The sequence below is a fragment of the Acinetobacter sp. AHP123 genome (assembly GCF_023757925.1).
Classification (GTDB): domain Bacteria; phylum Pseudomonadota; class Gammaproteobacteria; order Pseudomonadales; family Moraxellaceae; genus Acinetobacter; species Acinetobacter oleivorans.
Genome location: NZ_CP092454.1, coordinates 33,250 through 47,095, shown reverse-complemented (window position 1 = coordinate 47,095; position 13,846 = coordinate 33,250). Strand labels below are relative to the sequence as shown.

The window sequence follows — 13,846 nt, the reverse complement described above, 5'->3', positions numbered from 1 at the left end:
ATATGAATCTGATTGAACAACTACAAAGCAAAATTGAACAGGCGCGAACTCTCTATAAAGAGTTCCGCCTGTATGATTTGGGGAGTTTTGCTTTAAACCGTTTTACGCCAAAAGATGGTTTTGAACAGGTTCCAAATGTTCGTTATGGGCTAAAGCCTCGCCACCGTTTGGATATTTATAGATCTGTTAAAAAACTATCTCATCAGCCACTCATTGTCTTTGTGCATGGTGGGGCGTGGCAACATGGTAATAAACGAGATTACCTTTTTATTGGTGAGACCTTTGCCAAAGAAGGCTATGACGTTGCTGTGATTAACTACCAGTTAGCACCTAAAAATATTTTCCCAAGTTTTGTTGATGACCTGACTCAAGCATTGAATTATTTGCATCAAAATCAGGGAAAACTGGAAATTTCTACAGAAAATATTGTACTTATGGGGCATTCGGCAGGGGCATTTAATGTGATGTCTGCTGTTTATCACCCTGATTCAACCAAAATTGAGTGTTTAGGGAAAATTAAGGCAATAATCGGTTTAGCTGGCCCATATCATTTTGACTATAAAGGTGACCCACTGGCTGAAGATGCTTTTGATCAAAGTACCTCTTATAAAGAAGTGATGCCATACTATTTCGTTAATCAAAATAATATTAAACATTACCTTTTGATGGCTGAAAATGATCAGATTGTAAAAAAACACAATACTTTAGATATGGATCAAGCGCTTAGAGAGAAGGGTAATCACAGCCATATCGCCGTGATTCCTAAAACTGGGCATATTACAATTTTGGCCAGTCTCTCTAGTTTTATTAGTCATTACTTCAGGACTAAAAGAACTATTTTGCATTTTCTTGAAGAAGTGTTTTAAACGAGAATATCGCCTAAAACACGGCAGATTACCCGGCTTGGGTAATCTGCATAATCATTGAATGAGCAATACTACCTTTAAATGGAATTTCAGGTAATTGATCAATTTTGAAGAATTGTGCATCTGCAATTTCTTCTTCTTGCAGTTTAATTTCACCAGACTCATATTCTGCTCTAAACGCAACCATCAGGTTACTTGGGAAAGGCCAAGGCTGACTTGACATATATTGAACATTTTTGAGTCTTAGGCCTACTTCTTCAAAAGCTTCACGTTGTACTGCTTCTTCAAGAGTTTCACCAACTTCAACAAAACCTGCAATCAAACCATACATGTTAGTTTTATTGTGGACTGACTTCGCTAGTAAGATTTCATCATCACCTCGAGTAATGACGGTAATAATGCATGGGTTTACACGAGGATATTGGTGATAGCGACAAGAAGGGCACACCATTGCATATTCAGTTGGATGAACTTCTGTCGGGTGTCCGCAGTGACTACAAAACTTATGATTGCGTCGCCATTCAAGTAACTGTACAGCGCGGCTTGCTTGCAAGAACTGTTCTTTCGACCAACTTGTAATGAGTTGGCGAATTGGAACCAGTTGTAAGCCTTCGGGAATGGGTTCATCAGCAAGCAAGTCACGTGCAATGACCTGCTCATCATGAGTGAAAAGTAAATCACTTGCTAACTTTTCGACTTTGGGTAGTTGAAGGTTTTGATCAACCAGTAATTGTTGATGATGAAAAATATAAGCAAGTGATAATTCAGACATTAAGCTGCCTTTTCTTGAAGTTGTTGACTACTCGACAATGCTACATTAAACATGGATTGTAGAACAGGTTGTTTATTTTTTAAATTGTCAACCAACATGTCAAGGCCCGCTAATACGTTAAAAATACAGTGAATTTGGTCTGTATTAAAAGGCTGGTTTTGTTCAAGTTGTTGTTGAACAAATTGAGCTGTTTGAAGTAAAGCATTTTGTTGAATGGTACTTCCTAGGAACTCGGCCGCACCCGCTAGCTCTTTTAGTGAACCTGCAATTGCTTCAATATTTTGTGTCTGATCATTTGCATATAGCGTAAGACTCTGACAAATAAAATCAATTAAATTTTTTGTCTCGGTGAGTAAGGCTTGATGTGCCTCATCAAGACGATCTAAGGAAATATTCGTATTATTCACGTTAAGTTGTAAGCGACTAGACGTATATTGGCGGACCAAAATACCAATTGAGTTCATGGCAGACAAAATGCTGTCCATAAGCTGCTGAGCATAGTTTTCATTACTTAATATATTGAGCTGACTTAAACTACTCGCTTGTTGAGAAAGCTCAACTGAGGCTTCATCAAGGTTTAGTAGCTTAAATGTATTTGCGAGCTGTAAAAGGCTTGTTTGTAATTGTTGTGCTTTTTCAGTCGACATATTTTGATAGTTATATTCAATATCGTTACGCACTTTGTTCATTTCGCTCAAAATTAATTGGCTGACTGCGTGCATGGTGTCGAAGTCAGGACCAAAAAGATGGCGGCTTAAAACCAGTAGTTGCGTATCTGTCGGTGTTTCATCGCCTATATGAAGTTGGTTGCGAATATGGTGAGCAACTTCATCTTCTTGAGCGATAACTATACTTAAAATATCTGCAAGTGCAGGTAAATCAGGCTTGAAACTTTCCGGCGTTGCTAAGAACTGACCAATATAACTTTCAATATTAATGAGTACACGTAAGCGTGAATCATTTAAAAGCAGGTTATCAATATGTTCGAAAGCATAATTTACGAGTTGCCAATATTGTTGGCTTGGCTGGTGTTTTGCCATGCTGACCAAATAGGTACCGATCAGTTTAAAAGCTTGATAATGATGAGTAGCTTCTGTTTTATTTAAAAATTGATGTAGAGATAGTTTATAGAGTTGATGAATAAACTGAGTTTTTTCATTAATGAATACTTCTGGGAATGGAAGTTCAAGTAAAGCATTTGCAAGTAAAGGAGCAATCGCTTGTCCAGAAGAGGTCAATGGTTTATTTAAAGCTAATTCTAAATTATTTAAGGTATTAAGAAGAAACTGAGGAACTTGTAATTCACGCAAGCAGATAAACTCAATATATCGTTTTACCATGGTGGTGCCTTCACTCAGCGCAACGACATCGTCGGTATTAATTTGGGTTGGTTTCGCAATAATTTTTTGCATCAGCTCAGTTGAATATTGAGTGATTTTTGCAAGATAGGGGATATCAATTAAACGTAGGACTTGAGTGCATTGCTTAAATTGTTCTAATGCATCATCAATACCAAAAGGGAGCGTTTGTTCTTCAATTAAAGTGCTTACTGCACCTTCAACCAGTTTTATTGAGCGATCAATTTCATGTTTGATGATGAGTAAAGCTGTTGGATCGAAATGAATCGAAGTATGCTCAGACATAAACGTTCCCCTTTGAAAAAAAATCAATTGTTATATTCGTAGTGCTCGGTAATTTGAGCTAAAAATCTATGTGACTAATATAACTTAACTTACAAAGGGGAAAAGCTAAAAACGCTAAAGAATCAAAAATTTATTTTGCAAAAAGGCAAGGTTCTCCATGTTTTTTCTCAAATTCTTTGACCCAAGTCTCATGTGTATTTAGCTCTTCTTCAGAAGGGTAAATAACTGGTAGGTCAATTTGAATCCTAGTTTTATTTGTTATGTTCTGGCTATTTTCACTTTGGGATAAGGCATCTATATCAAAAGAAACCTGTCCACCTGTCATTGCAAGGTAAACGTCTGAAAGAATTTCAGCATCGAGTAATGCACCGTGGAAGGTACGGTCACGTGCCGGAATTTCATAACGTCTTACAAGGGCATCAAGCGAGTTTTTTTGTCCCGGATGTTTGCTTTTTGCTAAAGCTAACGTATCTGTTACCTCACATACTTCGGAAAGCGCGGGAAGACCAGCGCGTTTAAACTCCATATCAAGGAAGTTCATATCGAAGGTTGCGTTATGGGCAATAATCTCTGCGCCTTTTAGATAATCAAACAGCGTATCGGCAATTTCTGCATAGAGCGGTTTATCTTTTAAGAAATTATCACTGATACCATGGATATTTTCTGAGTCACCCACTGGTTTTTGCGGGTTAATATAAATATGAATTGAGCTACCAGTAAGTTTCCGGTTAATCATTTCAATAGCGCCCACCTCAATAATTCGGTCGCCATCTTGGAAATAAAAACCAGTGGTTTCCGTATCGAGAATCAGTTGTCGAGGCCCTTGTAATTGTAATTTGGCTTCAGTCACAACAATTTGAGGATGAATATTATTAACGGGTTGCTTACTTTCTGGTTCAGCAGCTTCAACTTCAATAACTTCTTCTTCCACAATAGTCATCTCAACTTCTTCGGGCTGTTCAAGATCAATATTATCTTCTTCGGCTACTTCTGCCATATCAAACCCAAAAGGGTCATCAAGCAACCAATCCTCTTCAGGCTTTTTTATATCTTGCAGGGCAGTCGCTTGAACTGTTTTTTTTTGAAGTGCGGTTTGATCGGCTCCGATATTTGCAAGCTCATCGGCCATTTCGTTGCCTGCATGTCCAGCATGGCCTTTAATCCAGTTCCACTCAATATTTCTACCTGCACATACAGCATCTAATTTTTGCCAAAGGTCAGGATTTTTTACATCTTTCCAGTTTTTCTTTTTCCAGCCATGAATCCATTCAGTAATGCCTTGCTTCACATAATTTGAATCTGTCCAGATAATTAAATGAGCATCGGGTGGGCAAAATGAAACGCCTTCAATCGCAGCAGTGAGTTCCATGCGGTTATTGGTTGTCTCAGGTTCACCACCAAATAATTTATGCTCACCCTGCTCGGTAATGACATATGCGCCCCAACCACCTAAACCCGGATTGCCACGACATGCACCATCAACATACAGTGTGATTGTTTGAGACATAAATCGAAACCTAAACTAAAAGAAAAAGAACTGAATATGGTGTATTGTATACGCAAAAAGTTCGGTTCCATCGTTACAAAGCAAGGTTTTTTTAATTTCTTGTAACATTTCCATGCAAATGACATCAAATTATTGCCTTGTCTATCTTGCACGCTTTACTACAATGGCATCGAAGACCTAGGGTTTGTGGCCAAACCCCAAAAAAATATTACGCGAGTTGTTTGGAAGTTTTTATGTATAAACCAACCACATTTGTGTGGCAGCCATCTGCGGCATCATTGTTCAAAATTACCGTACTTAGCTCTGCTTTAGCTGCGTTGGGTATTACAACAGGCTGTTCATCGACTCCGCAATCTGCAAAAACCTCAAAATCGAAACAGGTCAGTGGTGCAGGTTATTTAGATGCGAGTAGTCTTGACTCTTTGGAAGACTTACTTTCAGCAACCGATATGCGCGCTGTAGAAGGCGATCGCCTGCTTATTTTGAAGCATGGTGATGTCTGGAAGCGTATGTCTGTTGGTTTCAAAATGGACTTGAATCATTGGGATTCACGTATTGAAGCTCAGCGTAGCTGGTTTATTTCTCGTCAGCCTTACCTTGATCGCTTGAGTGCTCGTGCCAGTCGTTATTTGTACCATACTGTAAAAGAAGCTGAACGCCGTGGACTACCGACAGAACTTGCATTATTACCGGTAATTGAAAGTTCTTATGACCCAGCTGCAACAAGTAGTGCAGCGGCAGCGGGGCTATGGCAGTTTATTCCAAGTACTGGCCGTATTTATGGCTTAAAGCAAACTGGTATGTATGATGGGCGCCGAGATGTGGTTGAATCAACTCGCGCAGCTTATGAGTTTTTAGGGAGTCTCTATAACCAATTTGGTTCTTGGGAACTTGCATTAGCTGCTTATAATGCTGGCCCTGGACGTATTCAGCAGGCGATTAACCGCAACCAAGCTGCTGGTTTGCCAACTGATTATTGGTCATTAAAATTACCTCAAGAAACAATGAACTATGTTCCACGTTTCTTAGCTGTTGCTCAAATTATTAAAAATCCAAAGGCTTATGGTGTAGAACTACCGCCTATTGCAAATAGACCCCATTTCCGTGAAGTGACTTTATCAGCACCTCTAACGTTAAATGAAATTGCTTCTACAGCAGGATTAAGCCGTGCAGAACTTTATGCATTGAACCCAGGATATCGTGGTGAAGCAGTAGACCCTGCGAGTCCAATGCGTATTTTGATTCCAGCAGATTTAAGTCCTTCAATTGATAATAAATTAAAAGGGAAAAAAACGGGTGGTAGCTCAGGTTGGTGGGCAAATGCAACTTCACCGTCTACACCTACAACTGTTAGTCCTTCTACTACAGTGACAACAAGAACAACACCAACAACACAAGTTCAGACAGTTAAACCTTCTTCACCAGTGAAGAATACTTCAACGATTTCAAAATCTACCCCACGTGGTTCTGATGCATTGGCTGCCTTTGCAGCATCAGCGGATGTACCAAGTGCGCCGCGTATTCCTGTAGCTGTGACCAATGCAGCTAACATTACGAAGCCTGTTAAGATGGAGCCACCAATTTCAGCTGCAGAGCGTGAGAAGATTTTAGCGGCAGTACGAGCTGAAGGTGAGAAAGAAACAGTTCAACAAGCTTTAGAGCCGCAACCAACACAAGCTGAAAAAGATCAAGTCGTTGCTGAATTAAAAGCAATCGCGCCTAAAGGAACCGAAATTGTCGATCCTTATGATGGCAAAATTAGGTTAACCGCAATTCAGACGAGCCAGTCAGTTGCAGAGCAACAAGGTAAAGAGGTCAGTAGAGGTTTTGCCTATCCAAAAACTTTAGCTGAAGACGTGACTGTAGCTAACTCTGAAGACGGACAACGTAATAAAGACAAACCTTACATCAAGACTGATACTGATGTAGTGGTTGTACAACCTAAAGGTAAGCGCAGTACCTATACTGTTTTACCGGGTGATACGTTAGCCGTTATTGCAATGAAAAATGGCGTAAACTGGCGCGATGTTGCGAAGTGGAACCAGATTGATCCTGAAAAGACGTTATATGTAGGTTCAACACTTTATCTATATGATGCTAAACCACAAGAAACTCAAGCAACATCTAAAAGTACAGCTAAACCAGATGTATATGTAGTTGAAGCTAACGACAGTTTAAGCGGTGTTGCTAATCAGTTTAATTTGTCAGTAAGACAGTTAGCTGAATATAACGATTTATCAGTAACAGATGGTCTGTTTGTTGGGCAAAAATTACTGTTAAAAGAGCCGAAGAATAGTCGCTCAAGTGCGAAAGTCGAGCCGAAAGCAGTTCAAGCAAATGCAAAACGTATAGCAACTAAAAGTTATATTGTGAAGCGCGGTGAATACCTTAAATTGATTGCAGATCGTTATGCGCTCTCTAATCAGGAACTTGCTGAATTAACGCCAGGTTTATCTGCGGGTAGTAACTTGATGGCTGGCCAAAAAATTAATGTGCCTACACAAGATATTTCTGTAGATGAAGTTGCTGAAACTAAAACTTCTAATAAATCTGAGAAAGTTACTGCTAGTATTTCTTATAAAACAGAAGGCTATAAAGTGCAGCGTGGTGATACTTTATCGAGTATTGCAACGAAATCAAAAATTAGCTTAGCTGAGTTAGCTGAGTTAAATAACTTAAAAGCAAATAGCCATGTACAGCTTGGTCAAACGATAAAAGTACCAGCTGGTGTGAGTGTTCCAGAACAGTACGTTGTAAAGTCAGGTGATAGCTTAAATGCGATTGCGAGTAAATATAACTTGCAAACAGGTTATTTGGCTGACTTAAATGGTTTGTCTCGTACTGCTGGGTTGCGTGCTGGTCAACGTTTAAAACTCACAGGTACACTTGAAGAAGAAGCACCAACTAAGCCTTCTAAAAATACTAAAGAAGAAACGCCAGAAACTTATACAGTCAAATCTGGTGATAGCTTAGGTAATATCGCTAACCGTTACCACTTACAGCTGGACTACCTTGCTTCATTAAATGGTCTTTCACGTACCAGTAGCGTTCGTGTAGGGCAACGTTTAAAGCTAACAGGTGATGTACCTACAGTAGAAACAGCTAAAGTAGATACCAAGTCTTCAACTAAAACAGTTGCGGCTGGTAAAAACACTGAAAAATATACTGTGAAATCTGGTGAGTCTTTAAATAGTATTGCAAGCCGTGCAGGCATTTCAGTGCGTGAACTTGCTGAAATGAATGCATTAAAAGCGAGTGCTAATTTACAGCGCGGCCAAAATATTGTAATTCCAAAAACTGTTGTGGAATACAAAGTGAAGCGCGGTGATACATTAATTGGTCTTGCTAGCAAATATGGTTTAGAAACCAATTTCTTGGCTGAGCTGAATAATTTGACACCTTCTACTCAGCTTCGCATTGGGGATGTTATTAAAGTGCCTAATTTATAAAATAATTAGCAACTTATGCATAAATCATCTTTTCAACTGAGCCTGCTAGTCGGGCTCAGTGTCGTTTCGCATGCAGTTTTTTCTGCACAGCAAACCACTTCATATATAGCGATTCATTCCAAGCCTAAATATTTAGGAATGATGGCTATGCCATATGCAAATCCGAATGCTCCTAAAGGTGGTCTGTTAAGTCAGGCCGCTCAAGGAACTTTTGATAACCTCAATAGTATGAATGGTAAGGGGAATGCTACAGAGGGCGTTAATTATCTTTTTGATACTTTAATGACTCAATCGTTAGATGAGGTCGGGGTTTTATATCCGCTTTTAGCCGAGAAAGTGAGTTATGACCCAGAAAAAACGCAGTCTGTTACTTTCTATTTAAACCCTAAAGCGCGTTTTAGTAATGGACAGCCAGTCACTGCGGCAGATGTTAAATTTAGTTTTGATGCCTATCAGACGAAGTCTAATTTAGGTTTACAGATGTACCTTGCTGATTTGGCAAAAACAGAAGTAATAAACGCCCATCAGGTAAAGTTTAGTTTTAAGTCTACTCATAATCCTAAAATGCCATTCATTTTGGCAACCTTACCAATTTATTCAAAAGCAGGTTGGCAAAGAAGGGATTTTAGCCGAATTACCCTACAGCCGATTGTTGGTTCGGGGCCCTATGTAGTTGAACGAGTTGATGCAGGTAGAAGCATTAGTTATAAAAGAAACCCAAATTATTGGGCAAAAGATTTGCCTATTAACAAGGGGCGTTACAATTTTGACCGATTAAAATATGTCTATTATCGAAATTGGGATATTGCTTTTGAAGGATTTAAATCTGGGCAATACACTTTGCATGAAGAAACTAATCCTAAAAAATGGGTAACAGATTATCGTTTTCCTGCCGTAAAAGAAGGGCTGGTTACTCAATATAAATTTCGTCACCATAACCCGATTGCCACTGAAAGCTATGTGTTTAACACTAGGCGAAAACCTTTAAATGATATTCGTTTTAGACAAGCTTTAACCTATGCCTATGATTTTGAATGGCAAAATAAAGCTTTGTTTTATGGTCAATATCAGCGCCTACAAAGTTATTTTGAAAATAGTGAATTAGCAGCAACAGGTCGACCTTCAAAAACTGAATTAGACTTGTTAAAACCTTTATTGCCTAAGTTATCTCCACTCATGCAACAAGGTGTTTTAGCAAACTGGAAATATCCAGTGTCGGATGCAAGTGGGTTCAACCGTCAGAACTTGTTAACAGCCAGACAATTACTCATACAGGCTGGCTATAAAGTTAAAGAAGGGCAGCTATTTACACCAGAAGGAAAAAAAGTTCAGCTTGAGTTTTTAATTCAGCAAGATGGTAAACAACGAACACTTTTACCTTTTATTCGTAACCTAAAAAAGTTAGGCATTGCAGTTAATTTGCGTCAGGTCGATGCTCCGCAATATTTAGAAAGGACTCGTCGTTACGATTTTGATATGACCACAATGAATCTGCCGCAATCTCTCAACCCAGGCAATGAACAAACTCAGTTTTGGGGAAGTATCGCCGCAGCGCAGGATGGAAATTACAATTATGCAGGGATTCGCAACCCCGTAATTGATCAAGTGATTTCAAAACTCGTTGCAAGTAAAAGCCGTGAACAACAGATTATTTATACTCGCATTCTCGATCGATTGCTTAGAGCTGGTTATTATCAAATTCCGACGTATGGTAAAGGTGAAAACTGGTATGCTTATTGGAATATGTATCAACAACCTAAAGTTAAACCAGCACTTTCTTCTGGAATAGAATATTGGTGGAGTGATGCAAACAAAGCCAAAACAGTTGCCAAATATTTACATCAACAATAAAAAGCACCTGCCATAAAGGAAATCCTGTTATATGGGTTCATATATTCTCAAGCGACTTCTTTTAATGATTCCCACATTGTTTGTCATTTTATTGATTAACTTTGTGGTTGTGCAAATTGCACCGAGTGGGCCAGTTGAGCAAGCAATACATCAGGCACAAAGCGATTTGGGAATTGGTCGTGCATTGAGTGCAGAAACTTATTATCAAGGTGCTCAAGGTTTAAGCCCTGAAATGGTTGAACAAATTAAGGCTCAGTACGGCTTTGATCGTTCTGCCCCTGAACGATTTTTTCTAATGTTAAAAGGTTATTTAACTTTAGATTTTGGACAAAGCTTCTTTAAAGATAAACCAGTCGTGGAATTGTTGTGGGAAAAAATACCTGTTTCGATTTCGCTTGGACTGGTGAGCACTTTTCTGATTTATTTAATTTCTATTCCGCTGGGAATTAAGAAAGCAAGACAGCAAGGCTCATGGTTTGATCGGTCCACCTCTTTAGTTCTTGTAGTGGGATATGCTGTACCGAGTTTTGTATTTGCCATTTTGTTAGTTGTTTTTTTTGCAGGCGGCTCTTATTTTCAATGGTTTCCATTACAAAATTTAGTATCAGATAACTTTCATCAACTTAATCTTTGGGGCAAAGTTACCGATTATTTATGGCATATGACTTTGCCACTGATTACGATGGTATTAGGCGGTTTTGCCAGTTTAACTTATTTAACTAAATACTCATTTTTAGAAGAACTCAATAAACCCTACGTTTTGGCAGCCTATGCAAAAGGGTTGAATGGCCAACAGGTCTTATATAAGCATGTATTTCGTAATGCTATTTTAGTTGTGCTCGCAGGCTTGCCAGAAGTGTTAGCGGGCATTTTCTTTGTGGGTAATCTGTTTGTAGAAATTATTTTCCATTTAGATGGGGTGGGTTTGTTGGGCTTTGAAGCAATTGTCCAGCGTGACTATCCTGTTATTTTTGGGGTTTTATTTTTCTTTACTTTATTTAGCCTAATTTTACGTCTCATATGTGATGTGTTGTACCAATGGATTGATCCAAGAATTCACTTTGATGCACAAGGAGGCAAATAATGTCTCTGATTGTGCGTACACGATTACAGCGTTTTAGGCAGCATAAATTGGGCTGGGCCAGCTTTATTTTATTTAGTCTGATTTTGGTTTTATCCTTAGCTGCGGAGTTAATTGCTAACGATAAACCATTATTAGTGAAGTATGACGATTCTTACTATTTACCTGTGTTTAAAACTTATCCTGAAACGGCGTTTGGTGGGGTGTTTGAAACAGAAGCTGATTATAAAGACCCTGCTGTACAAGCGCTTATTGAGGCTAAAGGATGGGCAGTTTGGCCGCTCATTCAATTTTCATATCAAACGCCCAATTTAGACTTGGCTGTTCCTGTACCGTCATCACCCTCCAAGCAAAATTGGTTAGGAACAGATGATCAGGGAAGGGATGTTTTAGCCCGCATTCTTTATGGCTTAAGAGTATCGTTACTTTTCGGTTTAGCTTTAACCTTTTGTTCCACTTTATTTGGAATTACCGTAGGTGCCATTCAAGGTTACTATGGCGGTTGGGTAGATTTATTAGGACAACGTTTGGTTGAGGTCTGGAATGGCTTACCCATGCTTTTTATGGTCATGATTTTAGTCAGTATGTTTGTTCCAAATGTATATTGGCTCTTTTTCATTATGTTGTTTTTTGGCTGGACCGTTTTGGTGGGAATTGTCAGAGCAGAATTTTTAAAAGCTCGCCAGTTGGATTATGTTCGTGCAGCCCAAGTTTTGGGAGTGACCGATCGCGCTATTATTTTTAAGCATATTTTGCCCAATGCGATCAGTTCGAGTTTGTCTCAGTTACCTTTTATTTTAACAACCAATATTAGCGCTTTAACAGCTCTTGATTTTTTAGGCTATGGACTGCCACCCGATGCAGCCTCATTGGGCGAGTTATTGCTACAAGGTAAAAATAATTTAGATGCGCCATGGCTAGCAATTTCGGGCTTTTTTAGTCTGGCTATTGTTCTTTCACTTTTAATTTATATTGGGGAGGCAGCCCGTGATGCTTTTGACCCAAGAAAATAGTTTAAATACTGCCTCAACGTTATTAAAGGTTGAACATCTTTCAGTTCAAACCAAAGACCAAAAGATTTTATTGGAAGATCTAAATTTTTACTTAAGTGAAGGTGAAACACTCGCTATTGTGGGCGAAAGTGGTTCAGGTAAATCGATGAGCTGCTTAGCAATAATGGGATTGCTGCAAGAAAAATTAGAAGTAACGGGTCAGGTCTGGATTGGCTCACAAAACATGCTTGAATTAGATGAGAGAGCTCAATCATATTTACGTGGTCGACAAATCGCTATGATTTTTCAGGAGCCTGCTACTGCGTTAAATCCGCTACATCGGGTTGAAAAAATTGTAGGAGAAAACCTTCTTTTATCAGGTTTTTCAAAATTTGAAGTTCAAAAGAAAATAGTTGAACTACTAAAAGATGTGGGAATTGTTGAACCAGAACAAATTTTAAAACGCTATCCACATGAGCTCTCTGGTGGTCAAAAACAACGTGTCATGATTGCGATGACATTAGCGCTTCAGCCTAAAGTTTTGATTGCAGATGAGCCTACGACTGCTTTAGATGTGGTCTTACAGATACAGATTTTAGAGCTATTAAAATCTTTACAAGCAAAATATGGAATGGCACTTATTTTAATTAGCCATGATCTAAATTTAGTACATCTCTATGCTGAGAAATTGATTGTATTGCAAAGTGGGCGTGTAGTAGAGCAAGGTGAACTGAGCCAAATCTTTGCAAACCCTAAAACAGCTTATACAGCACAGTTGTTAGATCATGATTTTGGAAGTGTAGAGTCTAGACCCACTCAACAGAATGTTTTATCAGTTCGACAGCTCAGGGTGCAATTTCCTATAAGAAAAGGAATTTTAAATCGCATTCAAGGATATTTCACTGCAATAGAAGATTTGAGTTTCGATCTTGCTCAAGGTGAATCACTTGGAGTGGTTGGTGAAAGTGGTGCGGGTAAGTCATCTTTAGCCCTTGCTTTGGTTCAGCTTGTTAAGAGTAAAGGGCAAATTGTTTTTTTAGGGCAAGATTTGAATCAGTTACAGCCAAAAGTGCTGCGGTTGATGAGATCAGATTTTCAACTTGTATTCCAAGACCCATTTGGCAGTTTAAACCCGCGTATGACAGTAGGGCAGATTATTGCTGAAGGGTTAAAGTTAAAAGCTGTGAATGAAAAAGAGGTAACTCAGCAAGTTAAATCTGCCTTGATAAAAGTTGAATTAGCTGAAGATTTTCAACATCGTTATCCTCATGAACTTTCAGGCGGGCAACGTCAACGTGTCGCCTTAGCCAGAGCTTTAGTGGTTCAGCCGAAACTTTTAATTTTGGATGAACCTACATCGGCCTTAGATCGGACCACGCAAAAAGCCATAATTAAGTTGTTGCGACAATTACAGCAAACTGAGCAGTTAAGTTATATTTTTATTAGTCATGATCTAAATATAGTGAAATCACTGTGCCATAAAGTGATGGTATTACGTCATGCTAAAGTTGTTGAATCTCAGGAAACTGAACTTCTATTTTCTAAACCGCAAACTGAATATACCAGACAGTTAATTAGAGCATCTCTTTAAGATTTTATTTTAATTATTTGTTTTTTAATAGAATAAATTTAATTTTTGACTTATGCAAAAAGTTGCATATTTTTATATTCTTTAAAATTGACAT

General features: G+C 38.7%; 9 protein-coding genes. 6 read left to right on the top strand and 3 right to left on the bottom strand.

Annotation, left to right across the window (positions count from 1 at the left end; genetic code table 11):
- Positions 1–2: 2 nt before the first annotated feature.
- Positions 3–866, top strand: a complete 864-nt coding sequence (locus tag MJX77_RS00190; protein ID WP_252060247.1) for an alpha/beta hydrolase — start codon at positions 3–5, stop codon at positions 864–866.
- A gap of 28 nt (positions 867–894) precedes the next feature.
- Here the strand turns inward: MJX77_RS00190 and nudC are convergent, their stop codons facing one another.
- The 3 genes from nudC to dnaQ form a co-directional block, all read right to left on the bottom strand.
- Positions 895–1,638 carry an NAD(+) diphosphatase gene (nudC, locus tag MJX77_RS00185; RefSeq protein WP_199942537.1) on the bottom strand — a complete coding sequence of 248 codons (744 nt, stop codon included), beginning with the start codon at positions 1,636–1,638 and terminating at the stop codon, positions 895–897.
- Entirely contained in the window at positions 1,638–3,281 is a 1,644-nt protein-coding gene (locus MJX77_RS00180) for a chemotaxis protein (RefSeq protein ID WP_252060245.1), read from the bottom strand. The genes nudC and MJX77_RS00180 overlap by 1 nt, the downstream gene beginning before the upstream one ends.
- Before the next feature lie 130 nt (positions 3,282–3,411).
- Entirely contained in the window at positions 3,412–4,788 is a 1,377-nt protein-coding gene (dnaQ, locus tag MJX77_RS00175) for a DNA polymerase III subunit epsilon (protein ID WP_252060243.1), read from the bottom strand.
- A gap of 233 nt (positions 4,789–5,021) precedes the next feature.
- On the opposite strand from dnaQ, the gene MJX77_RS00170 reads away from it, so the two are divergent.
- From MJX77_RS00170 to MJX77_RS00150, 5 genes are read left to right on the top strand one after another with little or no spacing between them, the layout of a single operon-like run.
- Positions 5,022–8,237 carry a lytic transglycosylase gene (locus tag MJX77_RS00170; protein WP_252060242.1) on the top strand — a complete coding sequence of 1,072 codons (3,216 nt, stop codon included), beginning with the start codon at positions 5,022–5,024 and terminating at the stop codon, positions 8,235–8,237.
- 15 nt (positions 8,238–8,252) lie between these two features.
- The gene (locus MJX77_RS00165) at positions 8,253–10,088 is read left to right on the top strand and encodes an extracellular solute-binding protein (RefSeq protein ID WP_252060241.1); all 1,836 of its coding nucleotides are present in this window, start codon (positions 8,253–8,255) and stop codon (positions 10,086–10,088) included.
- Between the two features lie 31 nt (positions 10,089–10,119).
- Positions 10,120–11,172: a microcin C ABC transporter permease YejB gene (locus tag MJX77_RS00160; RefSeq protein WP_252060240.1), complete on the top strand. Its 1,053-nt coding sequence runs from the start codon at positions 10,120–10,122 to the stop codon at positions 11,170–11,172.
- Positions 11,172–12,182, top strand: a complete 1,011-nt coding sequence (locus MJX77_RS00155; protein ID WP_252060239.1) for an ABC transporter permease — start codon at positions 11,172–11,174, stop codon at positions 12,180–12,182. The genes MJX77_RS00160 and MJX77_RS00155 overlap by 1 nt, the downstream gene beginning before the upstream one ends.
- Positions 12,157–13,752, top strand: a complete 1,596-nt coding sequence (locus MJX77_RS00150; protein ID WP_252060238.1) for an ABC transporter ATP-binding protein — start codon at positions 12,157–12,159, stop codon at positions 13,750–13,752. The genes MJX77_RS00155 and MJX77_RS00150 overlap by 26 nt, the downstream gene beginning before the upstream one ends.
- The last annotated feature ends 94 nt before the right edge of the window (positions 13,753–13,846 follow it).